Annotated in this window: 24 protein-coding genes and 2 tRNA genes; 16 read left to right on the top strand and 10 right to left on the bottom strand. The window is 39.5% G+C overall.

All coding sequences use genetic code 11. The features are described 5' to 3' along the window. Window positions 1–30 precede the first annotated feature (30 nt). The gene (locus tag CLW00_RS05285; protein WP_106132600.1) at window positions 31–774 is read right to left on the bottom strand and encodes a hypothetical protein; all 744 of its coding nucleotides are present in this window, start codon (window positions 772–774) and stop codon (window positions 31–33) included. Window positions 775–828: 54 nt separating this feature from the next. Between CLW00_RS05285 and CLW00_RS05280 the strand changes: the two genes are divergently transcribed. Then, window positions 829–1,149 carry a Rieske (2Fe-2S) protein gene (locus CLW00_RS05280; RefSeq protein WP_106132687.1) on the top strand — a complete coding sequence of 107 codons (321 nt, stop codon included), beginning with the start codon at window positions 829–831 and terminating at the stop codon, window positions 1,147–1,149. Here the strand turns inward: CLW00_RS05280 and CLW00_RS05275 are convergent. Continuing rightward, window positions 1,146–1,481: a tRNA-binding protein gene (locus CLW00_RS05275; protein ID WP_106132599.1), complete on the bottom strand. Its 336-nt coding sequence runs from the start codon at window positions 1,479–1,481 to the stop codon at window positions 1,146–1,148. The two genes, CLW00_RS05280 and CLW00_RS05275, sit on opposite strands and share 4 nt — an antisense overlap. Window positions 1,482–1,558: 77 nt before the next feature. Here CLW00_RS05275 and CLW00_RS05270 point away from each other — a divergent pair, with 77 nt between their 5' ends. Further along, window positions 1,559–1,927 carry a hypothetical protein gene (locus CLW00_RS05270; RefSeq protein WP_106132598.1) on the top strand — a complete coding sequence of 123 codons (369 nt, stop codon included), beginning with the start codon at window positions 1,559–1,561 and terminating at the stop codon, window positions 1,925–1,927. Between the two features lie 53 nt (window positions 1,928–1,980). Here the strand turns inward: CLW00_RS05270 and CLW00_RS05265 are convergent, their stop codons facing one another. After that, entirely contained in the window at window positions 1,981–2,520 is a 540-nt protein-coding gene (locus CLW00_RS05265; RefSeq protein ID WP_106132597.1) for an RNA methyltransferase, read from the bottom strand. 86 nt (window positions 2,521–2,606) lie between these two features. Between CLW00_RS05265 and mutS the strand changes: the two genes are divergently transcribed. From mutS to CLW00_RS05245, 4 genes are all read left to right on the top strand, one after another. Further along, on the top strand, window positions 2,607–5,219 hold the full coding sequence (gene mutS, locus CLW00_RS05260; protein ID WP_106132596.1) for a DNA mismatch repair protein MutS: 2,613 nt from the start codon (window positions 2,607–2,609) through the stop codon (window positions 5,217–5,219). A gap of 57 nt (window positions 5,220–5,276) precedes the next feature. Beyond that, a complete protein-coding gene (locus CLW00_RS05255; protein WP_106132595.1) occupies window positions 5,277–6,077 on the top strand; it encodes a helix-turn-helix transcriptional regulator in 801 nt (266 codons plus the stop codon). A 147-nt stretch (window positions 6,078–6,224) separates the two neighbouring features. After that, window positions 6,225–6,297: transfer RNA gene (locus tag CLW00_RS05250), tRNA-Gly, on the top strand. Between the two features lie 181 nt (window positions 6,298–6,478). Beyond that, window positions 6,479–6,562 (top strand) — tRNA-Leu (locus CLW00_RS05245). A gap of 297 nt (window positions 6,563–6,859) precedes the next feature. Here CLW00_RS05245 and CLW00_RS05240 read toward each other — a convergent pair. The 3 genes from CLW00_RS05240 to CLW00_RS05230 form a co-directional block, all read right to left on the bottom strand. Beyond that, a complete protein-coding gene (locus tag CLW00_RS05240) occupies window positions 6,860–7,324 on the bottom strand; it encodes a pyrophosphohydrolase domain-containing protein (protein ID WP_106132594.1) in 465 nt (154 codons plus the stop codon). 86 nt (window positions 7,325–7,410) lie between these two features. Then, window positions 7,411–8,187: a hypothetical protein gene (locus tag CLW00_RS05235; RefSeq protein ID WP_106132593.1), complete on the bottom strand. Its 777-nt coding sequence runs from the start codon at window positions 8,185–8,187 to the stop codon at window positions 7,411–7,413. Window positions 8,188–8,580: 393 nt separating this feature from the next. After that, window positions 8,581–9,357 (bottom strand): superoxide dismutase, encoded by a 777-nt coding sequence (locus tag CLW00_RS05230; RefSeq protein ID WP_106132592.1) that lies wholly within the window; start codon window positions 9,355–9,357, stop codon window positions 8,581–8,583. A 193-nt stretch (window positions 9,358–9,550) separates the two neighbouring features. Between CLW00_RS05230 and dapF the strand changes: the two genes are divergently transcribed. The 5 genes from dapF (at window position 9,551) to CLW00_RS05205 (ending at window position 16,577) form a co-directional block, all read left to right on the top strand. After that, entirely contained in the window at window positions 9,551–10,345 is a 795-nt protein-coding gene (gene dapF, locus CLW00_RS05225; protein ID WP_106132591.1) for a diaminopimelate epimerase, read from the top strand. A 100-nt stretch (window positions 10,346–10,445) separates the two neighbouring features. Continuing rightward, the gene (gene secA, locus CLW00_RS05220; protein ID WP_106132590.1) at window positions 10,446–13,823 is read left to right on the top strand and encodes a preprotein translocase subunit SecA; all 3,378 of its coding nucleotides are present in this window, start codon (window positions 10,446–10,448) and stop codon (window positions 13,821–13,823) included. 18 nt (window positions 13,824–13,841) lie between these two features. Then, complete coding sequence (locus CLW00_RS05215) at window positions 13,842–14,387, top strand: hypothetical protein (RefSeq protein WP_106132589.1); 546 nt, start codon at window positions 13,842–13,844, stop codon at window positions 14,385–14,387. Continuing rightward, entirely contained in the window at window positions 14,368–15,567 is a 1,200-nt protein-coding gene (locus CLW00_RS05210) for a M20 metallopeptidase family protein (protein ID WP_106132588.1), read from the top strand. The genes CLW00_RS05215 and CLW00_RS05210 overlap by 20 nt, the downstream gene beginning before the upstream one ends. Before the next feature lie 233 nt (window positions 15,568–15,800). Then, window positions 15,801–16,577: a S1/P1 nuclease gene (locus CLW00_RS05205; RefSeq protein WP_106132587.1), complete on the top strand. Its 777-nt coding sequence runs from the start codon at window positions 15,801–15,803 to the stop codon at window positions 16,575–16,577. 141 nt (window positions 16,578–16,718) lie between these two features. On the opposite strand, the gene CLW00_RS05200 is transcribed toward CLW00_RS05205, so the two are convergent. Further along, window positions 16,719–17,192, bottom strand: a complete 474-nt coding sequence (locus CLW00_RS05200) for a YcxB family protein (RefSeq protein WP_106132586.1) — start codon at window positions 17,190–17,192, stop codon at window positions 16,719–16,721. Window positions 17,193–17,359: 167 nt separating this feature from the next. Here CLW00_RS05200 and CLW00_RS05195 point away from each other — a divergent pair, with 167 nt between their 5' ends. After that, entirely contained in the window at window positions 17,360–17,590 is a 231-nt protein-coding gene (locus CLW00_RS05195) for a hypothetical protein (RefSeq protein ID WP_106132585.1), read from the top strand. On the opposite strand, the gene CLW00_RS05190 is transcribed toward CLW00_RS05195, so the two are convergent. Then, window positions 17,587–18,006: a Fur family transcriptional regulator gene (locus CLW00_RS05190; RefSeq protein ID WP_106132584.1), complete on the bottom strand. Its 420-nt coding sequence runs from the start codon at window positions 18,004–18,006 to the stop codon at window positions 17,587–17,589. The genes CLW00_RS05195 and CLW00_RS05190 overlap by 4 nt on opposite strands. A 179-nt stretch (window positions 18,007–18,185) precedes the next feature. Next, window positions 18,186–20,720, bottom strand: a complete 2,535-nt coding sequence (locus CLW00_RS05185) for a zinc-dependent metalloprotease (protein ID WP_106132583.1) — start codon at window positions 20,718–20,720, stop codon at window positions 18,186–18,188. Between the two features lie 120 nt (window positions 20,721–20,840). On the opposite strand from CLW00_RS05185, the gene CLW00_RS05180 reads away from it, so the two are divergent. Then, window positions 20,841–21,959 carry an NAD(P)/FAD-dependent oxidoreductase gene (locus CLW00_RS05180; protein ID WP_106132582.1) on the top strand — a complete coding sequence of 373 codons (1,119 nt, stop codon included), beginning with the start codon at window positions 20,841–20,843 and terminating at the stop codon, window positions 21,957–21,959. 226 nt (window positions 21,960–22,185) lie between these two features. Here the strand turns inward: CLW00_RS05180 and CLW00_RS05175 are convergent, their stop codons facing one another. After that, window positions 22,186–23,076 (bottom strand): UbiA family prenyltransferase, encoded by an 891-nt coding sequence (locus tag CLW00_RS05175; RefSeq protein WP_106132581.1) that lies wholly within the window; start codon window positions 23,074–23,076, stop codon window positions 22,186–22,188. Between the two features lie 90 nt (window positions 23,077–23,166). On the opposite strand from CLW00_RS05175, the gene CLW00_RS05170 reads away from it, so the two are divergent. The 3 genes from CLW00_RS05170 to CLW00_RS05160 are packed head-to-tail and all read left to right on the top strand — an operon-like array spanning window position 23,167 to window position 25,843. After that, window positions 23,167–24,243, top strand: a complete 1,077-nt coding sequence (locus CLW00_RS05170) for a type III polyketide synthase (protein WP_106132580.1) — start codon at window positions 23,167–23,169, stop codon at window positions 24,241–24,243. Next, entirely contained in the window at window positions 24,243–24,944 is a 702-nt protein-coding gene (locus CLW00_RS05165; RefSeq protein ID WP_170073174.1) for a methyltransferase domain-containing protein, read from the top strand. Before CLW00_RS05170 ends, CLW00_RS05165 begins: the two co-directional genes overlap by 1 nt. A gap of 56 nt (window positions 24,945–25,000) precedes the next feature. Next, window positions 25,001–25,843 carry a mechanosensitive ion channel family protein gene (locus CLW00_RS05160; RefSeq protein ID WP_106132578.1) on the top strand — a complete coding sequence of 281 codons (843 nt, stop codon included), beginning with the start codon at window positions 25,001–25,003 and terminating at the stop codon, window positions 25,841–25,843. Window positions 25,844–25,950: the final 107 nt, after the last annotated feature.

Raw genomic sequence — 25,950 nt, 5'->3', positions numbered from 1 at the left:
TCAGGGCCTTTTCAACATCAGAAGTTTAGGTCAGTTTTTTGGCTTGTAAGCATCTTTGTACCTGCTCCATATTTCGTACATAGGTTCTCCGGTAGAACTAAGACCACTGTGGTGCCACTCACCGTCAATTACTCTGTAGGTAAAATTCAAACTGTCTCCTACTCTAGAATCATCCCTGGAAAAAAACTCGATTGTTTCAGTGTAATTACCATCATCAGCGATATAAGAACCTCCCCCTGAACCCATAAATTCTTTGGTGGCAGAATTGAAAGCTATCCACTGAAACCTTCCTCCTGACAATATTTTTATGGTTCTACGATCTCCAGGTGTACTTCTTGATATTTCTCCATCCCTCTGTCTTCCCGTAAATACCCAGTTATTGGTTAGATCATCTGATCCTCTACCGATCTTCTCCCATATTTCCACGAGAGTTTGTCCATCCAATTCCGCTGTAATTACCATTTGACCTCCAGACATGTTGATATTAAAATTTGAGGTATTGCCTACATATTCTGGATTGAAAGTATAAAAGTCCAAGGTCTCAGTATAGTCTTCCCCATCAAGTGAGAATTCTCCACCTCCTGCTCCTAAGAATTTATTGGTCCCAACTTCTTTGGCTCCAAATGCAAAATACCCATCTTGGTATAATTTTACGTACTCTTGATCATTCAAGAGCTGCCCGTTTTTATGTGTCATTTTCCATGCACCTTCTATATCCTGCGCATAAATGATGGCTGTCAAAAACAATAAAGGCAGTATTAATATTTTTTTCATGATATGATTATTGTTAGGTTTATACCTAAGCAATTTACCATTAATAATGCCAAAATGAAAACATTTACACTTGGTCAAAGTAGGGAGGAAGTGGAAAACATGCTTCCAAACAAACAAATAAAAACAGTGCAACTAGGCTCAAAAAAAATCTGCATTGTCAAGTCAGGGTCCGATTTTTTCGCTTTTGAACCTCAATGTCCTCATAGAATGGCACCGTTGAATAAGGGCATGCTCAATGGCTTCAATGAAATCATCTGCCCCTTGCATGAATACCGCTTTGATTTAGCATCAGGCCAAGTCAAAAGCGGTGATTGTGGAGATTTACAAGTTTATAAGACAGAGCTTTCAGACAAAGGTCTTACAATTTTTATTTAGTGAAGCCTGGCACCGTTTGGAACCTCAAAATCCAAAGAGGAAAGAACCACGTGACCTTCTTCGTTTTGAAAACCAGTTACCAAGACCTCTGACATGAAATCTGCAATTTGCTTTGGTTCAAAATTACAGACACACAATACCTGCTTCCCAATCAAAACCTCCGGAGTGTACAATTCAGTCACTTGTGCCGATGATTTCTTTATGCCTATTTCTCCCAAATCAATCCATAATTTATAAGCGGGCTTTCTTGCTTTCGCAAAATTTTCAGCTTTCAGAATAGTCCCAACTCTAAGCTCTATTCTTTGAAATTCAATAAAGTCAATCGTTTGCATAGGCGTTTATTTTTTTGTAAATTTGGAAACAATTGCTCAAAAACCTAGTTTTACCTAAGCTAATAGCTAACCACACGATGTCAACTAAAACCAAAATTTCTTTTGAAGGCAAATTTAAGCTCATGGGGGCTTTTGTAATATGCTTTCTATTGAGTTTTGCTTCCATGGCCCAATCGGAAAGGGAAAGGCAAATCAACGATCTTCCAAAAAATTCTGATCTCTACAATAATTACGAGAATCCAGAATCAAATTATGACACTAGGGTTGAAAATTATAATAGAAATTCATCTAATGCTCAGATAAAGGAAGAGAATAAAAATAATTCTATTAGAAAAGATAATCCGATGTTTAAAAACGGAGGAGAAAAAGATTTCAAAAAAGAGAATATGTCAACTTTATCGTTCAATCTATTTTTATATATAGTTGACAAATTCAAAGAAGATTAAAGCAAATACCAAAATAACCAAAAAAAAAGAGGCTTGTGGTCTCTTTTTTTTTCTCACTTGGACAAAATCCCCATTTTAGATACAAAATCCCAGATTGAAATTCCCATTGTAACAGAAATGTTTAATGAGTGCTTTGTGCCTAGCTGTGGGACTTCTAATACATAATCACTGGATTTGATCACTTTTTCATCAACCCCAAAGACTTCATTCCCAAAAATCAAAGCATACTTGCTTCCGGGTGTAGGGTTGAATTCATGTAGCATCACGCTGCCCTCCACTTGCTCCAAGGCGCAGATAAGGTATCCCTCTTTTTTCAACTCATCAATAGCTGTGGTTGTATCTTTTACATATTCCCATGTCACTGAATCTGTTGCACCAAGAGCAGTTTTTTGAATATCTCTATGGGGTGGTGTACCCGTGATACCGCAAAGGATTATTTTCTCTATCAAAAATGCATCACCAGTCCTGAAAGCAGAACCCACATTATTTAAACTCCTAATATTATCCAAGACCACTGTAATAGGCGTTTTTTCTGTGGCTTTAAATTCATCCACAGATAACCTATTCAATTCCTCCATGCTTAATTTTCTCATGCTGTTTTGTTTCCCTTTTGATATATTATAATTTCAGGCTTTTAAGAATTAGTAAAATTAACAGAAAGTATATAATAGAGGACAATATGGCCAAGGTGAAGGTAAAAGAAGTAAAAGAAACCCCATTGATGAAGCAATATAATGCCATCAAGGCCAAACATCCTGGAGCATTACTTCTTTTTAGGGTCGGGGATTTTTATGAAACCTTCGGTGAAGACGCCATCAAGGCAAGTAAGGTGTTGGATATTGTACTTACCAAACGGGCAAATGGAGCAGCTTCACACATTGAGTTGGCTGGTTTCCCCCATCATTCACTGGATACTTATTTACCCAAACTGGTAAGGGCTGGCAATAGAGTGGCCATTTGTGACCAACTCGAAGACCCCAAAGAAGTTAAAGGCATTGTCAAAAGAGGTGTCACTGAACTCGTAACACCAGGACTCTCTTTCAATGACAATGTCTTGGATAAAAGAAAGAATAATTATTTGGCTTCTATTTATTTTGGTAAAGAAGCTCATGGGATTTCATTTTTGGACCTGTCTACAGGTGAATTTATGGCCGCTGAAGGCAACCAATCCTATATAGAAAAACTGCTACAAAGCTTTGCCCCATCAGAAGTTATCTATTCTAAAGCTTCTAAAGTCAGTGCTCAGGAAATGCTCAAAGATAACTACACTGTATTTCACTGCGAAGACTGGGTGTACCAATATGATTATACCTATGAAAAACTAATAAATCACTTTTCTACAGCCAATCTAAAAGGCTTTGGTATTGAGTCTTTGCAATTTGCCACAATCGCTGCCGGTGCTATCCTTTATTATCTTGAGGAAACCGAACATAAAGAGGTAAAGCATATCGTCTCCTTGTCGAGAATTGCCGAAGAAAAGTATGTATGGCTGGACAAATTTACTATCCGTAACCTAGAGCTTGTATTTCCGCAACAGGAAGGTGGTGTCCCTTTGATCAACATCATGGACCAGTCTGTCACCCCAATGGGTTCTAGGATGATGAAAAAATGGATGGTCCTGCCTTTGAAGGAAAAGGACCCAATTGAAGAGCGCCTGAAAGTTGTAGAATACTTGTATAATGAACCGGAACTTGGAGAAGAAATACTATCCCACCTGAAGCATATCGGTGATTTGGAAAGATTAATCTCCAAAGTAGCCGTGGGAAGGATCAATCCAAGGGAAATGAACCAACTCAAAAAAGCCCTAAAAAATACCCTTCCTATTAAAGATCAGCTGAAGGCAACCAAGAGCGATTCATTAAAGAAACTTTCAGACCAAATCCATTCTTGTGAATTTTTACTTGAAAAAATTGAAAAAGAACTGCAAGAAGATGCTCCTATGCTTATTCATCAAGGAAATATCATCAATGATAATGTTGATGATGAATTGGATGAATACAGAGGGCTTGCCAATACGGGCAAAGACTATCTTGTGGCCCTTCAGCAAAGAGAAATGCAGCGCACAGGTATATCCTCATTGAAAGTCGCATTCAATAAAGTTTTTGGATATTACCTTGAAGTGACCAATTCCCATAAAGACAAAGTTCCTCAGGAGTGGATCAGAAAGCAGACTTTGGTCAATGCAGAAAGATACATTACACCTGAGCTAAAAGAATATGAGGAAAAAATCCTCAATGCGGAAGAAAGGATGATCGCCATCGAACAAAAATACTTCCTTGCTTTGGTACAAGATGCTTCCGAATATGTGACCCAGATCCAACAGAATGCAAGGGTTTTGGCGACTGTAGACTGCTTGCTTTCTTTTGCTCAGGTAGCCAAAACAAACAATTACTGTAAACCCAAGGTCGCAGATACCGACTCTCTCGAAATCAAAGATGGTAGACACCCTGTAATCGAAAAACAACTACCCATAGGCGAGCCATACGTTCCTAACGATATATATCTGGACAATGAGAACCAGCAGATCATCATAATCACCGGCCCCAATATGGCCGGTAAATCCGCTCTTTTGAGGCAGACTGCCTTAATCGTCTTGATGGCACAAATGGGGAGTTTTGTTCCAGCCTCTTATGCGAGGATTGGAATTATCGATAAAGTATTTACGAGAGTTGGGGCCTCAGACAACTTAGCCAAAGGTGAATCTACCTTTATGGTGGAAATGACAGAAACTGCAAGCATACTCAACAACCTTTCTGATAGAAGTCTGGTATTGATGGATGAAATAGGGAGGGGAACATCTACTTATGATGGTATTTCCATTGCTTGGTCAATCGTAGAATTCCTTCATAACCACCCAAAATTCCGAGCCAAGACACTTTTTGCGACGCACTACCACGAACTGAATCAATTGACTGAAGATTTCCCTAAAATCAAAAACTTCAATGTTTCCGTAAAAGAAGTGGGCAATAAGGTGATTTTTATGAGAAAGCTGAAAGAAGGTGGAAGTGAACATAGTTTTGGTATTCATGTCGCTCAAATGGCCGGAATGCCAAATGCTATTGTCTTGAGAGCCTCAGAAATCATGCTTCATTTGGAAAAAGACAAGGCTATGAATTCTTCCAACGAAAAAATCAAAGACATCCCAAAAAACAACTATCAGCTGAGTTTGTTTGATATAGATCCTAAGTTTAAAGAAGCTCAGGAAATGTTGGAACAGATAGATATCAACACCATTTCTCCTGTCGAAGCTCTACTCAAGTTAAACGAAATCAAAAAGAAATTAGAAGTATAGCGTATTGATAAATTTATTAGCTTGTGCAAAACAAATTAAAAAGAGGGTTATCCGAATATGAGAGTCAGTTTGATCGAAGAGCTTCAAAAACAGAATAAACTCTCTGAATTTTTTTCCTATTGGAATAAAAGAGGACCTGTAAGTATACCCGAAGAAAAGCAGGTTATAGAAGACTTAAAGAAATTGAGCCAAACCTTGTCTATGAAGGAAGGACTAATTATGGGTTGTTTCGACTACAGAGACCTTAGCTTGGCATTTTTCACTAAAAACATCGAAGAGATCAGCGGATATTCTACTGAATTCTTAGAAAGTCATGGTATAGCTGGTGTGATTTCAGCCTTACACCCTGACGACGCTAGGGAGCATGTAGAGTTCAACAACAAAGTATTGGAAATTTTTAATGGTGCGAGTTTGAGCGAAAAAAAAACTTTTGAATTATCATACACCCTCCGATGGCTCCACAGATTTACCCAGGAGGAAATTTGGTTCTTCACTAAAGCCAAACCCTACCTTATCGATGACTTGGGTAATTTTATCTATGATTTACATATTGGGTTTCAAGTGACCAATCATGATCATCTCACAGAATATGATTGGAGTTTCACTTACGTTAAAGACGATGGGGACAAAGTAGTATTCAGAAAGGACGATTTAAAAATCGAAAAATCTAACCTCTCTAAAAAAGAGCTTGAAATTGCTAAATTGATTGCCAAAGGAATGGAGTCTTTGGAAATTGCAGAAATGCTGAATATATCCAAAAACACAGTCTTTACCCATAGGAAAAAAATACTCAAAAAGCTGAAAGCTAAAAATACAGCTGAGATGGTTAAAATTTTATCGAGTTTAAAGCTGAATTAAGTTGCTGACTATCAATTTTAAGGAGAATACTCCATAGTGAATTTGAATTTTTTTTAGATATGCTTTTTGCAAATTTGAAAAACTGATATACCTTTGCACACGTTATTGACAGAGACAGAAGGTCAAAGTCATCAAATTTCTTGAAAAGCGAGAGTAGCTCAGTTGGTAGAGCACGACCTTGCCAAGGTCGGGGTCGCGAGTTCGAATCTCGTCTCTCGCTCATTCAAAGGCCCTTTTCAAAAGGGCTTTGTTGTTTAAGAAATGTCAATCTTATTTAAAATTGACGACAATTAAGCAAGCCAAATATTAAAATCTCTAGAAGTAGAGAAAGCCGGGATGGTGGCCCCGATAGCTATCGGGAGGTAGACACACAAGACTTAAAATCTCTAGAAGTAGGGAAAGCCGGGATGGTGGAATAGGTAGACACGCAAGACTTAAAATCTTGTGGCTTCACGGCCGTGCGGGTTCGATTCCCGCTCCTGGTACATAGCCTCACAGAAATGTGGGGCTTTTGTGTTTTTATACTTACAAAATCTTGTGGATTCACGGCCGTGCGGGCCTGCCTAAATGCCCTGGCAGGTAGGTTCGATTCCCGCCCCTGGCCTGCCATAAGCAGGTAAATCCAAGCCTCACAGAAATGTGGGGCTTTTGTGTTTCAAATATTAATCACCTTACCTATTATACCCTGAAAACTCAAAGCTAATCGGTCTGACTCTCACCGCAGGAATTTTTTTTCCTTTAATCCATAAAATCTTCGTGAATTACACCTTTTGCAAGTGGCCTCAAATTAAGATCTTTTTCAAATCCGCCGGGGAATAATTGACAGACTTCAATGTTTTTCTGTCCCCAGCCCTATATACCAGATACAGTTCTCCTTCTTTTTCGAAATAACACTCCACTCCCTGGCTTTGATAATGGGCCATCGTAGCTTTGGCTTCTTCTTCACTTTTACAGGCTTTGCTCATATTGGAGCGTTGTACTTCATCAAATAGTTCTTTGAACTTATCTGCTAAGCCAAATTCCAGAATGGCACCTGAAAGTACATATTGAATATCACACAAGGCATCTGCTATTTCTACTATATCTTGGTTGACAATTCCCTCTTCCAATTCTTTCAGTTCTTCTGCAATCAAAGAGACTCTTAAATTACATCTTGATGCTTCGGGGACTTGAGGACTTGATAAGACAGGATGCTTGAATGTTTTGTGAAATTCCGCTACTGAACTTAGGCTTTTTGGATCTTGCATAATGGTTTTTGAATATGTTTTCTGAGCCAAATAAAACAAAAAAGGCCGGAAATTCCGGCCTTAAGAGTATTGCTTTAAAATTTTTATTACTTTTTCCTAAAGCTTACGGCTGACGAAATATTGCTTTCTATCTGACTCTGAATAGCCGAATTTTCATCATCACTACCAGGTCCGATTTCAATCATTCCGTCATTATTGCTATCTACCGCAGTCGAAAAGTCAACTCCTTCAAAAAGCTTGTTCAGGTCGAAAACAATTTCCATTGCCGTCTCTCCGTCTACCATCACACCATCTTCATCATCAGATTCTGCTGTGACCATCATTTCTTCATCTAACCATATGGAAGCATTTTCACCGTCAATCTGACCAGAGATCCATAATGACCTTTCATGCATAAAGTCCGTAGTATCCGCTTCTGTATCTTTAAATAGTCTGAAGTCTACTTCTCTGTAACTCCCGTCTGGAGTGTTTCCCTGAGCCACGGTTTCTGTCTGCACATCACCTGAAGACATCAACACCAATGTGTGTTCTCCTGAGGCTTCAGTCTGCAAAGATGAATTCGCCGAAGTGTTTAGCGAAATCGAGCCTAAATCTATACCTGCCAATATATCAGCCTTAGCTACATATCTCATTTCTACCTCCTTGATTCCTACATGAAAATCCGTAGTTGTCAATCCATTTATTATAATTCTTTCATTGGCCGCTGGCGACTTGGCATTTTCGCCGACAACAGTTGCAGAAAGTGTGGCGCTACTGTTTGGTTCATCAAAAGTGTCATTTTGATCTTCGGTACATGCCCATCCCGTAAAGGCGATTGATACAATCAAAAACCCTTTTCCAAAACTCTTCATAGTTCTATTCATAATACATCATAGTTGGTTTAGGCGAGTTCAATTTGCAATGCCCGTGCCACTAAGAGGTTGATTCCTGACCAGAATACGTGATGTTTAAGCCATTTATATGGGAATAATCAACCATTTACTCCCACAATAAAAAAAGCGGCCCCTAAAGGGTCGCTTTTCTTGAAGTAGATTATGGCTATTATTTACCTAGCCAATATATAATATGGTTAAAAACTGTCTATTATGCGGAGCCTGTTCACTTAGCTTTTTCAATTTTAGTGAGTATCAGGAATAAGCAACAATATCGAAATCTACATAATATCAGGGTTTATTCCATACTCGTAATTTTATGTATCTGAATGAAGAATATAAACTGAGTATGGCTCCTTATTCATCGGGTAGATAAGAGAAGAATCAACCTTCTGAAACCGTATTGTACCTGCTACTTACTGCATCCCAATCCACTACATTCCAAAAGGCCGATACATAATCTGGTCTTCTGTTTTGATAATTGAGGTAATAGGCATGCTCCCACACATCAATACCCATCAATGGAATACCTTGAAAATCTGAAAGGTCCATCAAAGGATTATCTTGATTTGGAGTAGAACCAATCTGAAGCAAATTATCTTTATCCAATACAAGCCAGCCCCAACCAGAGCCGAAACGGCTTTTAGCTGCGTCTTCAAACTTGGTTTTGAACTCTTCAAAACTTCCAAAGGCACCATCAATGGCTTGCCTCAAATCTCCACTTGGCTCACCGCCTCCATTGGGAGACATAATCTTCCAAAATAATTCGTGATTGTAATGGCCTCCTCCGTTGTTTCTCATTTTGGTGGAATACTTGGACATATTCATCATCACTTCTTCCAGGGGTTTGCCGACATCGACACCTTCCTCAGAAGCCGCCTCTGCCAAATTTTTGGCGTATGCAGCAGCATGTTTGGTATAATGAATCTCCATAGTCATGGCATCAATATGCGGCTCCAAAGATGTATAATCATATCCCAATGGTGTCTGTTCGAACCCCGTACTCAACATAGGCCTGTCTTCTTCAGTCGATCCGCCTTCTCCACATGCAGTCAAAAAGGCTGAACCTATGGCACTACTGCCGATTCCGAGCATTAAAGTAGCCTTTGAACTGTGACTTAGAAATGATCTTCTTGTTACGCTAAAAGTCGTCTTTTTCATATAGGTTGGTTTTTATTGAATTGTATATTCACACACAACAACTTCCAATTTAAGGATTTCGACCTGATTTAAAAACTGAAAGTAAGACAATAAGTCTGTTTTTGTGACAAGTTGGTTATGTTTGCAAAACCAATAAATCTTGGATTGGTTTTTGAAAATAGACTTAAACCCTAAAATAAAGGGAATATTAATAATGGAAATTTCTTTTTATAAATATCAAGGCACAGGCAATGACTTTGTAATGATTGATGACAGGTCAGAAGCTTTCCCCGAAAAAGACCTTTTGCTCGTTCAAAAACTTTGTGATCGAAAATTTGGTGTTGGAGCAGATGGGTTGATTTTGATACGGAACAAAACAGGTTTTGATTTTGAAATGGTCTATTACAATGCTGACGGTAGTCAAAGCATGTGTGGGAATGGTGCTCGATGTGCGGTATCCTTTTCAAAATTCTTGGGAATAATAGAATCCGAAACACACTTCTTGGCCATTGATGGTCCACATGAAGCAGAAATAACCAACGACATAATACACCTCAAAATGGGAAATGTGTCAAGCCTCTCGAATGCTGGCCAAGATTATTTTGTCAATACCGGATCTCCTCATCACGTAAGATTCGTGGACAATCTTGATCAATATCCTGTAGTGGCAGAAGGTGCCAAGGTAAGGTATGCTGATACATACAAACCATCCGGCACCAATGTTAATTTTGTTTCCGCTATTGCAGAAGACGAGATTCATGTCCGTACTTATGAGCGGGGTGTAGAAAATGAAACTTTATCCTGTGGCACCGGAGTCACTGCCTGTGCACTGGTGTATGGCTCCAGAAATGAATTAAGAGAAGTGAAAATCCAAACTCCGGGCGGGAATCTAAAAGTAAGGTTTTCTGAAAATGCTGATGGAAGCTTTCAAAATATTTTCCTAATTGGCCCGGCTCAACAGGTGTTTGAAGGAAAGATTGAAATACTGAATTCAGAAAACCTGAATTAAACACAATCTTAAATCAATAACGACTTCCATTAACAGGTAATGGATTACTATTATTAAATAAAACGCCGTAATTTTAAGGCCCAATTATATAAACTGAATTATGTTAGATTTTCTAGCCAAAGGATTGGCAAAAGTATTCGGAACAAAGTCTGATAGAGATATAAAAGAATTTACACCGAAAGTAGCGCTCATCAATGAAGCCTTTCAAAAGTTGCAATCATTGTCAGACGATCAACTTAGGGGCAAGACCGCAGAAATAAAGTCTATCATCAATGCTGACTTGAAATCTTTTGATGATAAAATCGCTGAATTCAAAGCTCAAATAGATGCTTTGGCGCCAGATAAAGTGCATGAAAAAGATGCCCTTTTTACCGAAATCGAAAAAACCGAAGCTGCAAGAGACGAAGAACTTGAGGTGGTATTGGACAAAGTCATGATGGATGCCTTCGCTGTAATGAAGGAGACTGCCAGAAGATTTAAGGAAAACGGTAAACTAGTAGTCACAGCAAACCCAAAAGACAAAGAAATTGCTGCCAAAAAACCGAATGTTGAAATCCAAGGAGACGAAGCAATTTGGCACAACAAATGGATGGCCGCCGGCACAGAGGTAGTCTGGGACATGGTCCACTATGATGTACAGCTCGTGGGGGGTATGGTCTTACACAAAGGCAAAATAGCAGAGATGGCAACAGGTGAAGGTAAAACATTGGTTTCCACACTTCCTGCCTACCTCAATGCATTAGCTGGCAGAGGTGTTCATTTGGTAACTGTCAACGATTATCTGGCAAAAAGGGACTCCGAATGGAATGCTCCTCTTTTTGAATTCCATGGCTTGAATGTAGATTGTATAGACAAATATCCACCAAACTCCGACGCCAGAAGAAAAGCTTACGGCGCCGATATCGTCTATGGAACCAACAACGAATTCGGTTTTGACTACCTCAGGGACAATATGGCCAGAAATTCCGATGATTTGGTACAAGGCAAGCATCACTTCGCAATGATTGATGAGGTCGACTCCGTATTGATTGATGATGCAAGGACACCTTTGATCATTTCGGGCCCGGTTCCTAGGGGAGATGTCCATGAATTTGCTGACATGAAGCCTCGGGTATCTACTTTGGTAGATGAGCAAAGGAAACTTGTTCAGGGCTTCCTTACCGCAGCAAAAAAATTGATAGCTGAGAAAAATGAAAAAGACGGGGGTTTGGCACTTTTTAGGGCATTTCGAGGAATGCCAAAATACAAACCATTGATAAAATACCTTTCTGAACCAGGAATAAGGGTCATCCTTCAAAAAACTGAGAACTTTTACCTTCAGGACAACAAGAGACACATGCCTGAAGCGGATGAACCTCTTTTGTTTACCATAGAAGAAAAAACCAATGGTATTGAGCTTACAGATAACGGAATTGAGGTAATCACTTCAAAAAATGAAGACCCTACTTTCTTTATTCTTCCTGATATAGGTGTGGAAATCGCCGAAATGGAAAAAAATCCTGACATCGACGATAAAGAGAAACTTATACGTAAGGAAGAAATCATTAAAGATTATGGCATAAAAGCCCAGAGGATACACACAGTCAATCAGTTGCTGAAAGCATACTGCATGTTTGAAAAAGACACTGAATACATCATCGTAGACGGAAAAGTCAAAATTGTAGATGAGCAGACAGGCCGTGTGATGGAAGGAAGAAGGTATTCTGACGGACTTCACCAGGCAATTGAAGCCAAAGAAAGTGTGAAGGTAGAAGATGCTACACAAACGTACGCAACCATTACGCTTCAAAACTATTTCAGGATGTACCACAAACTTGCGGGTATGACAGGTACAGCTGAGACAGAAGCAGGGGAGTTTTGGACCATTTACAAATTGGATGTGGTCGTAATCCCTACCAACAAGCCAATTATCCGTGACGATCGAGAAGACAAAGTTTACAAAACAGTAAGAGAAAAATTCAACGCCGTAGCGGATGAAATAGTAGAATTAACCAATGCAAAAAGACCTGTTTTGGTCGGTACTACTTCAGTAGAGATTTCTGAGGTCCTGTCTCGTATGCTGACAATTAGAAAAATCAACCATCAGGTGTTAAATGCGAAGCAACATGCCCGTGAAGCTGATGTAGTAGCAGAGGCAGGTAAACCTGGCACTGTGACCATTGCCACCAACATGGCTGGTCGTGGTACAGATATCAAGCTTACTCCCGAGTCAAGAGGTGCAGGTGGGCTTGCCATCATCGGTACAGAAAGACACGAATCAAGAAGGGTCGACAGGCAGCTTAGGGGCCGTTCTGGTCGTCAGGGTGATGTAGGTTCTTCTCAGTTTTTTGTTTCCTTAGAAGATAACCTGATGCGTATGTTTGGTTCCGACAGGATCGCCAAACTTATGGACAGAATGGGATTGGAAGAAGGTGAAGTCATCCAACACAGCATGATCACCAAATCGATAGAAAGGGCTCAGAGAAAAGTAGAAGAGAATAACTTTGGTGTAAGGAAAAGGCTTTTGGAATATGATGATGTCATGAATTCCCAAAGGGAGGTTGTTTACAAAAGGAGGAAAAATGCCTTGATGGGAGAACGACTAGAGTTGGATATTTTGAACATCATGTACGATGTCGCTTTTGATATCATACAAATGGCTAAAACCACAGAGGATGTCGAAAACCTCAGGATGAATATATACAGTTCACTTGGTATTGACCATCAATTTTCCGGAGACGATATCAAATCAAAGGACGTTAATGTATTGACTCAGGAACTCTTTGATGCGGCATACAAGCATTATACAGGCAAAAGTGACCAGATTTTGGCGAAAGCCATGCCGATACTTCAGGATGTATACGCGAATAGGGGTGCTACTGTCAAAGAAATCATGGTACCAATTACCGATGGGTTAAAGCAAATCGGAGTAGTAATCAACCTCGAATCAACAGTCAACAATGAGGGAAGAGAACTTATCCGTGCCATTGAAAAGAATGTGACACTTGCCATCATTGACCAAAACTGGAAAGAACACTTACGTGATATGGATGACTTGAAGCAGTCAGTCCAAAATGCAGTTTATGAGCAAAAAGACCCCTTGTTGATCTATAAGTTTGAAGCTTTTGAGATGTTCAAGCGCTTTGTGGGAAAACTTAACGAAGACACCATCTCTTTCTTGGCAAAAGCAGAGTTGCCTACGCAGGATCCAAATCAGGTAAAAGCTGCGCAAGCACCTAGGAGAGATGACACAAAAGTAACAGCTTCCAAGGAGGAGGTGGGCAGTACACTCAATCCAGGAGCCAATAGACAAGCTGCAGCAGCAGTAGCTAACAGGACTGCTGCACCACAGGTAGTCGCGCCAAGAAAATCTGATAAGGCATATGGTAGAAATGATCGTGTGACTGTTCAATATGCAGATGGAAAAAAAGTGTCAGATGTAAAATACAAGAGCGTCGAACAGGACGTGGAAAGTGGCAAGTGTGTCATCATTGATTAAACATTTAACAAAAACATCATGAAAAGGTCTCTAGTTGCTATTTTACTTCTTGTAACTTTAATGAGTTCTTGTGCGCTTTTTAAAAAATCAGGAGCCAAGGCCGATGAATTTGCCGGATACTCAGAGGATATCAGCGGAGAAAGAATAACGTTCCCAGATCTCAGCGAGCAAGCTAAAAAAGTAAATGAGGAAGCTCCAAAACCTGGCGAAGGTGCTGTAGATGAGGATTTGGAATATGCATTGAGAACCTTTAAAGATAAAAATAAAAGTGAAAGGTACTGGAATGGGTTTACCGTATTGGTATACAGTGGGGTAGATCGGGATCAAGCATTTAAAACCAGAGATGAACTGCATGAGAAGTTCACAGATATCAAGCCTGAGATGCAATACCAACAGCCCAGATACTTGGTAAAAGTTGGTAAATTCATAAATCGAGTAGAGGCCCAACCCGATTACCATACATTAAAAGAAAAATTCCCAACTGTTCGTATCATTCAAGATAGGTTTCAAAGGGAAGGATACGTAAATCCAGAACCAGTAGAGGATGTTGAAAGACCAGATTAAAACATTAGCAAAAGCATACAAATCAGAAACTATTGCGCTTAGAAGGCACCTGCATAGTAATCCTGAACTTTCTTTTCAGGAATACAAGACTGCCGAATTTATCGAGGAAAAACTTAAGTCTTTCGGGATTGAAAAACAAGAAAGAAAAGCAAACACAGGGATAGTAGCATTAATTGAAGGTAAAAATCCAGGTAAGAAAACCATCGCACTAAGAGGCGATATTGATGCACTTCCCATCATGGAGCAAAACGATGTCTCTTATAAGTCCCTTAATCCAGGTGTCATGCATGCCTGCGGGCATGATGTGCATACATCATCTCTATTAGGCGCTGCAAAAATCCTAAATGAAGTCAAAGATCATTTTGAAGGAACCATCAAGCTGATTTTTCAGCCTGGTGAAGAACTAATTCCCGGTGGTGCATCACTCCTGATCAAAGAAAACGTGCTTGAAAACCCTAGACCTTCAGGTATTATAGGTCAACATGTGATGTCTTTGATACCTGTAGGGAAAGTCGGCTTCAGGTCGGGCATGTATATGGCAAGTGCAGATGAACTCTACATTACCATCAAGGGTAAAGGCGGTCATGGCGCAATGCCCGAAACCTTGGCTGATCCCGTTTTGATGGCATCACACATGATTGTAGCATTACAACAAGTGGTCAGTAGAAATGCCTCCCCAAAAATCCCCTCTGTACTCTCATTCGGTAGAGTAGAAGCCTTAGGTGCCACCAATATTATCCCTAATGAAGTAAAGATTCAAGGCACCTTCCGTACATTGAATGAAGAATGGAGAGCAAAAGCCCATATAGCAATGGTCAAAATTGCCAAGGGTATTGTAGAAGGTATGGGCGGTGAGATTGACTTTGAAGTCAGAAAAGGATATCCATTTCTCAAAAATGCAGAAGAGCTTACAGAAAAAGCAAAAAATGCAGCAAAAGAGTACCTAGGAGAAGAAAATGTAGAAGACTTGGATATATGGATGGCAGCAGAAGATTTTTCTTATTACACACAAGAAATCGATGGCTGCTTCTACAGGCTTGGTACAAGAAATGAATCAAAAGGAATCACCTCAGGGGTTCATACACCAACATTTGACATTGATGAAGATGCCTTGGAAATAGGCTCTGGCTTGATGGCCTACCTGGCTGTCAATGAATTAAAAAACAATGATACAAAGTAGATTTATACTACTTTACTACTTGATTTAATCTTAGTGAATTATTGTGGAAATATGCTACAAGAGATAGGTTAGAAATACAGTTGAAATATACTTTGTGAAATATGGTAGGTATATACTGCGTTCAACATCAAAGAATAAAAGCTTAATCCAGGATAAATTTTTCAATCGTATTTCTATGTATTCCAACCATATTTCGAGTATTAAATAATATCCAAGTTACCTTATCATAAAAAATGAAAACTATCAAACACCTTGCATTGGCCTTTTTAATGGTCGTCGGTTTACAAACAAACTCATTCGCTTGGGGGGCAATCGGTCATTATGTCATCGGCAAACTAGCTGAGTGGCATATGAAACCTGAAACTGTAGAAAAAGTAGAATCCATTCTTCAAAATCAATCTATTTCCGGTGTAGGCATCTGGATGGATAATATCAGAGCGGACAAAAAATACGATTACACAAATACTTGGCATTGGGTAACTACGGTTGACGGCGAATATGATCCCAACATTCAGGAAGAAGCTGGAGATGCTTATTCTGCTTTTTTAACAATCAAGGAGAACCTTAAAAAAGGTGGTCTTAGCCCTGAGGAAGAAAGAGATCAGCTGAGATTATTAATACATATCGTAGGGGATTTGCACCAACCTTTTCACGTAGGTAAACCTGGTGACAGGGGGGGCAATGATGTCAAAGTGAGCTTCTTCAACAAAGAAACCAACATACACGCCATTTGGGATTCGGATATGATCGAAAACAAGAAGATGAGTTATTCTGAAATTGCGCACGAACTCAATAAAAAAATCACCCCGAAAGTCAAAGAAGAATACACCAGCAAAACACCGGCAGATTGGTTACGAGAGGCTGCAGCCATAAGACCGGCGATGTATGATATCCCTGAAAATAACAGGATCGGATATGATTACATTTACAAACATTACCATCATACCGAAGAGAGACTGACAGCAGCGGGTATCAGACTAGCTGATGTTTTGGAAGAAATCTACGGGTAAACTTATTTTACAATTGTTTCGAAGTACTTTAGATTAGCAATCTTACCTTTTTGAATCATTTTCGGGCACAAAAAACCAACCAAGTTCCATACTTGGTTGGTCTTATTTTTTAAAACAACTGATCGCCTTTTTGCAGATAATTTATGCAGTGAATCCTTTGCGCTTGAGGATGGTTTCCATAAACTTTTTCTCATTTTCAGAATTGAAAATTCTGAAAGGAAGATGTATGAATTGAGCTTTAGACATCGTCAGGATAAATGCATCTTTTTTAATTTCGGCTTTCTTGACCATATCCCACTTCACCGGCATGCCTTGTTTGGCATTTATTTTCATCAGAATCTGCCTGCTGTCAATCTCATAAGCCATTTTTTCAAAAATAACTTTATTCTGTTCCATTTGAGTCACACCTGCAAATTGGATAACCCAAAATAGCCAGTATATCGCATAGGCTAGAATTGCCATGCTAATCCACCACCACGAGGCAATCCAAAAATAACCACATGCTATTGCTAGGGCAATCAGGACTACCCACCATTGCTCTTTTAAGATATTACTCAAGCCTATTTTAATATAGGTTCCAGTATCGAGTTGATATTTTTTTGTTTTTACAATCATTGACTTATTTTTTCAGAGCGCAAATATCCTATTATCTCCCCTATTTCACAAATCAATCCCAAATGCTTCAAAAATTTTATCAAAATCTAAAATCATTCTACGATGTAAAAGGTTAATACATTGACTTCTACAATGAAATGTATTAATTTAAAGGAAATTTTAGTGATATGAGTAGCTTGGTAGTAGATTTGGTATTGTGCGGATTCGCCTATGTGGTGTTGATTTATTTTGTTGCTACCTTGACGAAACCTAAAATTTCAAGAAGGGGAGATAACAATGATGATGGTGATGGAGGTATTGAAGATTTTACTCCTCCAAAAATAGACTTACCCCCAGGAATTATTTGGCCCACCGACGGTCCCAAAACAAAAAACCCTACCGAACCTCTGGAAGTTTAATTGCATTCATCACAAACACCTGTCACCAAGAGGCTCATTTCTTTATTTACAAAACCCTTAGGCAAGCTGACTTTTGGAAGTGTAGCCTCCTCAATACATTTCGTCTTCCCACATATTTCACATTTAAAATGAACATGTTCATGGTCATGATGGTGCGTTCCCTCATGATTGTGTGAACACAAAGCATACTTGGTTGCACCACTGTCATCTAATACTTTGTGAATCAGATCACTCTCCAAAAAAGTCTTCAAGGTCCTGTAAATCGTCACACGATCGAAGTCTTGCTTTAGGATATCTTCCAAGTCTGCATGCGAAAGGGCACTTTGCTTAACAGAAAAAGTATGTAATACCGCTTTGCGGCAATTGGTGATTCTGAGCTTATGATCTTTGAGGATGGTAATCGGATTTAGAGACATCTTGCATTTGCTTATTTTACTCAAGAGTAAAAATAGAGATTATTTTCACTAAAAGATGATCTCAAAACAAAAAATGGGACAGGTCGAACTTACCTGCCCCATTGAAATTGTTTTAATCAAAGAAAAATCGGCATTCTTCAATACTCATTTTTCAGGAATTGAATACACCGTTTTTCTAATTATGATTTCGGATCCAAAATAGCCTTGATATTTTCTAGGCTATCTTCCAAATGTAATTTAGTTAACCTGTCCGATGTTTTTGGAATCGCTGCGGAAATCTGTCTCTGTAAGGTTTTCAGTTCTCCTCTTGCCATAGGTCTAATGTCTGATTGCGAAGCATTGATCTGAGGGCCTACATTTCTCCAGGATTGGGCGGCTGATCTTGGTTCATCACCTGTCATCAATAACGCTAACCTCTCGATATGGGCTCTTTGCAGACTTCTTCTGTGCACGTCTATTGTTTTTCCAGCAGGCAGCTCTGTCCAAATACCTGATCTCAAGTCATCAAATAGTTCAATCATGGTATAAGCATTACTTCCATTCAGGGCTTCATTTTCAATGACTCTGCCCAGTCTTCCCCACTCCAATATTCCGTTTAAGGAAGTAACCTGCACTGTACGGATTCTTTCCAAAGCTCCAAAATCTCCAATTCGGGCAATTATTTCTTCGTCCATTATCCACTTAGGAGTGGCAAACAATTCATTATTCAAGAATTGGACAGCGCTTTTTTGAGTAGATTTTGCAGTATGAGAGTATACTGCCTCATCTTGTCCGGCGGATTTGTACACCTCATAGACGCCACCGATATTGGTCCTTACATGACCCATGTAGCGATTGTATTGCCCAATTACCTGACCATACATTTCTGCCAAATCACTGTAATCTTTGAAAGGTTTATCTTCTTGAGCTGTCCATTCACCTAGATTGGGCAATATTCTTTTCAGGTTTTGGATTCCATAATCTGAAGCTTTCATGGCATCATCTCCCAAGTCCTCACTTTGAGTGCTGGGATCGTAGCTGTTGCCTTGACGTCCAAACCTATAAACAGGATCACCCTGCCTTGCCAATATCCATTCATCCAAAATTGGCTGTTCCTCTTCTGGGGTTTTTGCCTCCAAAATCGGGCGATAACCCCACATGATTGAATATTTATCATAAGGCCCTACATCCGGCATTAGGCTTACGCCTTTATCTTCTGGCTGCGCGATATAATTAAATCTCGCATAATCCATGATGGATGGAGCCGTTCCAAATTCTTTAGTGAAGGTAGCTGACCTTAGTGAATCCACAGGATATGCATGCGAAGAGGCAAAGTTGTGAGGCAGACCTAAGGTATGACCTACTTCATGAGAAGAAACAAACCTGATCAGTCTTCCCATTACTTCTTCCCTAAAATTGACGCCTCTGGCTTCTGGATTGACAGCAGCAGTTTGTATAAAAAACCAGTTTCTCAACAAGTTCATCACATTGTGGTACCAGCCAATATCTGATTCTATTATTTCTCCTGATCTTGGATCAGATACGTGTGGACCATAGGCGTTTTGTATATCAGAAGCGAAATACCTGATGACAGAATACCTAGCATCTTCTGCACTCCAAGTCGGGTCTTCTTCAGGTGTAGGTGCGTCTTTAACCAAAATGGCATTTTTAAAACCAGCCTCTTCGAAGGCTACTTGCCAGTCGAGAACTCCTTGCTTGAGATAAGGCCTCCACCTTTCGGGTGTCGCAGGGTCTATATAAAACACAATTGGCTTCACTGGCTCAACCAATTCTCCTCTGTTGAATTTCTCGTAATCTTCTTCTTTAACTTCCAGTCTCCACCTGTCCAAAAACGTCCTTCTGGTAGCCCTTTGTTCATCAAGACCATAATCTACCACTGACCTGCTAAACCAACCTACACGGCGGTCTGAAAGCCTTTGCATCATAGGTTCCTCTGGAAGTAAGACCATGGAAGAGTTCATTTCCACTGTAATCAATCCCGTACTGCTATTTGATGGAGGCTCTGTAGCTGCATAAGTCATCACATACCTTGCTTCTATATTGATGGGATATGGACTTATCCTTTCTATATACGAACGATCTGTATCCAGTCGGGTCACCTTAAATTGAGTTCGCCTGTTTTTTGGCAATCCAATGGCCTGTACATCCTTTGCAAATAGATCAGTGACTTCAATGACTACTCCTTTTTCGTCCTTTGATTTGGCTTTTACATCAAATTTCTGGAGAATAGGTTCCAGATTTGAATTTCTAACTGCCTGAAAAATAGGCAAAGAATCTGCAGCTGTATTGCTATACGATACTACTTTTAGTAAGATATTATCTCCGTTTCTATCCCATTTGACCAAGAGCGTATTTGTCCTTTCGCCGCCATATCCCAAACCATCCGCAGTTTTGGCGATTGTGGTGACAATAAGCATTTCTCTTCCGATCAAGGTGTCGGGAATCTCATAAAAATATTTCCCTCCAATTTCGTGAACATGAAAAAGGCCTTCTGTTGTTTTAGCCTTGTCTGTAATTACTTCACTGTAGGCCTTTGGACCAGATTTGGGGCTGGCAGCTTTTGATTCAGCTGCAGTTGTCGATTGGGTGGGGGTGTTTTTAGAATCATTTTTCTTCTTTTTTTGGGCAAAAGCATCTTCTCCGATACATATTGCCCCAAACATGAGCAGAACCATTAATCCCTGCCGTAAATTTATTTGGGTAAACTTCTTCATACTTAATTCAGTTGAATTTTTGTTAGATTTCAAATCTAAACCATATTTCAGGGTATAAATTCTCCAAATAGGATGAATTTTTATAAACGGTGATTTATTAGAGCAAAAGGGGTGATTTTTATGAAAAATTATGAAATTATCGTGATTGGTGGTGGATTAGGAGGCTTGACAGCAGCCCATCAACTGGCAAAGGCGGGCAGAGAAGTACTTGTGATAGAAAAAAAGGCTTATCCCTTTCATCGGGTTTGTGGTGAATATATATCCAATGAGGTTCAGGATTTTTTGAAATTAGAAGGTTTGTTTCCAGATCACCTAAATCCAACCGCAATTACCCAATTCGAACTGGGCTCTATCAAGGGAAACTTGGCTAAAATGCCTTTAGACCTGGGTGGTTTTGGAATCAGCCGTTATACTTTAGATGAGTTCATCTACACCAAATGTCAAAAAGTAGGAGCTGAATTTATGTTGCAAGTTCAAGTAGAAGAGGTTCAGTACCACAAAGAAGCAGACCGCTTTGAAGTGTTGTTAAGTGATGGAAAAAAACTAAGCTGTAAATTCTTGATCGGAGCATTCGGCAAAAGGTCTAAAATTGACAAACATCTTGAAAGGGATTTTATGCAACAAAGAAGTCCATTCATAGGAGTCAAGTACCATATCAAGACAGAATTTGATGCAGATAAGGTTGCCCTCTACAACTTTGAAGGCGGGTATTGTGGGATCAATCAGATTGAAGAGGGTAAATTCAACCTTTGCTATCTGGGAAATTCCAAACAGCTTAAAAAGTACGGAAGTATATCTTCTTTGGAAGAAAACATTCTTTGTAAAAACCCTCAACTCAATTCACTTTTCAAAAACTCGGATTTTTTGTTTGAAAAACCTGAAGTGATCAATGAAATCAGTTTTGAACCAAAACCCCTGATTGAAAATCACATTATGATGATTGGTGATGCAGCAGGTCTCATTACACCTCTCTGTGGTAATGGTATGGCCATGGCTATTCACTCTGGGAAAATCCTGTCAGAATGTATTTTGACATTTTCTGAAAGAAAAGAAATCGAGTCACAGTACCTTTCTGAGTGGAATAGAAATTTCAAAAGCAGACTTTGGGTAGGCAGAAAAGTCCAGTGGCTTTTTGGTTCCAATGCTTTTTCTGAAATGACCGTCTCATTAATCAAAAACAGCAAATTCCTAGCTAACCAAATAATGAAAAGGACACATGGTGAAAAAATTTCACCCTGAGTATTTAAAATTTAGCATTTACAGAAAGGAAATGACAGCTGGTGTACGTCATCCTGAACGTAGTGAAAGCCTGTCCCGCAGTATTGCGGGGGATCTCCTACTTTCAAAGGATAGAGACCCCCCGAATCCCGATATCCCGATATTTATCGGGACGGGACGGGGCAGGCTTTCGCTTCACTCAGTGTGACGAACCCTACAAATCTGTCATTGATAGTTTTTACCAAGTTTACATCACCTGTAGGATCTGTGTATTTTCAAGAAAATACCAAATGAAAAAGATATTCAAAGCCAATCCCGAGACCCTGTTCATCCACATGACCCAATCATATGTAACATGCTTTTGAGGATCTTTTTTGACAAAATAAAACCACACCAAGAAATACAGGACTACAGGTAACATTGCCATTAAAAACCCCAAAAATGCATTTTCTTGATTTCGGCTTAGAAAATACCAGGCAAAAAGTACTCCTGTCAACAAAAACCAAACTGAGGAAAACAGGAATGTTCCCTGAACGCCCAGCTTTATGCTGAGGGTAAAATCTCCACGTTTGCTGTCTTCTTCGTGCTGATAGACTTGAGTCAACGGATAGGAACCCCATAGCATCACAGAAGTCAATAGCCCCGGTACAAGCACATGTGTCATCCCAAAGACCTCCCAGCCAAAATCACTCAATCCTGCATATGCCATACAAAATGTAAATGCACCTTGAAAAAATCCTGCAATCAGCCAACTTACATATGCATATTTCTTTAGCCTTACCAATGGATGGCTATATGCCATAGAGACAAGCCCATAGACCAAGAGCATTGATGCAAACGCCACATTAATCTGTAGCCCAAGACCTAATGCTATCCCAAGAAAGATCATTGACAAGTAATACAATCCCTTACTTACTTTTGGTGGATTGCGGAGCCCACCAATACTTTTTTCATCTTTATCAAAGTAGCTATTATATCCATTACTTGAAGGGTACAAAAAGAGGTGAAGAGCCACGAAAACCAAGAGAATCCGCTCTGGATTGTGATTTGGAGTCAATGCCAATGCAAAGAAATAAACTGGCATTAAATAGAAAGAAAAAGGAATTCTGAGGTGTTTCCAGCTTGATATCTTAAACATATTTCAATTTAGTTGTTAACTTTTACAGATTGCAGATGTTTAAACAACAATATCCATTTTTGATAAAAAAAAATAGTTTAACTTAAGTTGATGAACAACCATATTGTTAGTATCGGTACTGCGAGCCCAGGGGAGGCGATCCCGCAGTTGCAGATAAGCGAATTTATGAAAATTGCACATGGATTGGATAAAATAGATTCCAGAAAGCTCAATTTTGTCTACAAACACTCAGGTATTTCTAGCCGACATAGCGTCTTACAGGACTTCAATCACGCCGATCCCAAGAGTTTTGATTTTTTCCCCAAAAATAAAGACCTCGCCCCTTTTCCAAGTACCAAGCAAAGGATGCAGGAATTTAGGAAACAGGCTTTTCCTTTGGCCAAAAAGGCCATATCCCAATGCCTTCAAAACGCAATGACTTACCCCGTTGAAATCACCCATTTAGTCTTGGTCTCTTGTACAGGTATGTTTGCTCCAGGATTGGAATTAGAGATCATGGATAAAATGGGCTTCAACTCAAATGTAGAGCGCTACAGCATTCATTTTATGGGTTGTTATGCATCATTCAACGCACTCAAATTGGCTGACAGGATATGTGATTCATCGCCTAAGGCAAAAGTCTTGATCGTCTCAGTGGAATTGTGCACCCTTCATTTCCAGAAAGATTACAACGAAGATAATCTACTGGCCAATGCCATTTTTGGGGACGGAGCTGCAGCAGCCTTGGTCTGTAAAGATGCGAAAGGGCTTAAAATCAAAAAATATGATTCGCAGGTTTTCAAAGAAGGTGAAAACGATATGGCATGGACCATTGGTGATTTTGGTTTTGAGATGAAACTGAGTAAATACGTGCCTGACCTACTACAAAAGGGGTTAGAAAAAATTACTGATCACTTAGAAAGCTTGTACGGTATTTCAAAGATTAAAAACTTTGCAGTTCACCCAGGGGGAAAACAAATACTTCAAAAAGTAGAATCAGCATTTGGCATCAATGAATCACAGAACCAGCCTTCCCACAAAGTACTCAATCAATTTGGGAATATGTCTTCAGCGACTATTCTGTTTGTGCTACAACATTGGCTCGAGGAAGAAGTTCTTGATGGAGGGATACTCGCCCTTGGATTTGGCCCTGGACTTACATTAGAAACACTATTGTTGGAAAAATAATGGGAAGGTTTACTCATAGAAGCACCCAAAAAGAAATCATGGACGACCTTGAGGTGGGTGGTGAGGAACTGAACCAAACACTGAAAGAACTACGAACTATCAACAAACTCTTAGGAGGCAACCACGTTACCACATCCGGCATTCAGGCGTTTTGCAAAAAATTCCCAAAAGAAGAATATAGCATAGCTGATATTGGCTGCGGTGGTGGTGATATGCTCAAGGTGATGGCAGACTGGGCAAATAAAAAAAAGATCCCCTGCAAATTCTTAGGCGTAGATGCCAATCCCAATATCATCACTCTTGCCCAAAATAATCTATCAGCCTATAAAAATATCGAATTTGATCAGGCAAATGTTTTTTCGGAAAGTTTTCTTTTGCAGCCTGTAGACATCATTACATGTACACTTTTTACACATCATTTTACAGATCAGGAACTAATACAGCTTATTTCCACTTTTAAGAATAAGTCAAATTTGGGTGTAGTCATCAATGATCTTCACCGACATCCATTGGCCTATCATAGCATCAAGCTTTTGACCAGGTTTTTTTCACAATCCGCCATGGTGAAAAACGACGGTCCTCTCTCCGTATTGAGGAGTTTCAAAAAAAATGAATGGCATGAAATCCTAAGCAAAGCTGGGTTTGATCATGTTGAAATTTCATGGAACTGGGCCTTTCGTTGGAAAATTTTGGCTTACTGAGATAATTTTTATCTCAATAATTACAGCAAATTTTCAAACCAAATTTTAATTACAATATGGAATTAAGTTACGAGACTATTCAGACCATTCAGGGCAAAGCTGTAGAAATGGTATTTGAAGTAGGACCAGTATTATTGAAAGCCATCATTTTACTCTTGGTAGGCCGATGGGTTATCAAGTTTTTGTTGCGCATGCTCAACAAGGCCCTCCTCAGATATGAGATTGACCAATCATTGGCTACCTTTTTCACAAGCTTTTTGAATGCAATCCTCTGGGTAATGTTACTCATATCCGTGGCAACAACCCTAGGAATGGAAATGACTTCATTTGTCGCCATAATTGGTGCCGCAGGTCTGGCGATTGGCTTGGCATTACAAGGTTCATTGGCCAATTTCGCCGGTGGGGTATTGATTTTGATTTTTAAGCCTTTCCGAGTAGGAGAAACAATTGAAGCCCAAGGAACACTTGGTTCAGTAGAAAGCATAGACATACTGTATACCAAAGTCAGAAACTTTGACAATAGAGTTGTAACCATTCCAAATGGAGCCTTAGCCAACAATTCAATTATAAACCTATCCCAGAAACCAACAAGAAGGGTGGATATTTCTGTAGGAGTAGCTTATGGGACTGATTTGAAAAAAACACGAAAAGTCGTATTGGAAACACTTAAAAAAGACGAGAGGATTCACGCAGAACCAGAACCGGTGATGAAATTTATCGGCTTTGGAGATAGTTCTTTGGACTTGACCATCAGATGCTGGACAGACGCAGCTGACCTATGGCCAGTCTATTGGGATAATATGGAAACTCTGAAAGAGGCTTTTGAAGCGAATGATATTGAAATCCCATTCCCACAGAGAGATGTCAATCATTATTATCCTGAGGGGAAAAAAGAGTAAATCTTAAAATTGCAAAGGTAATTTTATGCCACGAGGTAAAAAGAATACTGGGAAAAAGCACCTCCTAGGATCTTCGTACTTCGTGGCTTTTTTAATTTTTTTAATAC

The organism is Mongoliibacter ruber, assembly GCF_003003005.1.
GTDB lineage: Bacteria > Bacteroidota > Bacteroidia > Cytophagales > Cyclobacteriaceae > Mongoliibacter > Mongoliibacter ruber.
This window is presented reverse-complemented; position numbering and strand designations above follow the sequence as displayed.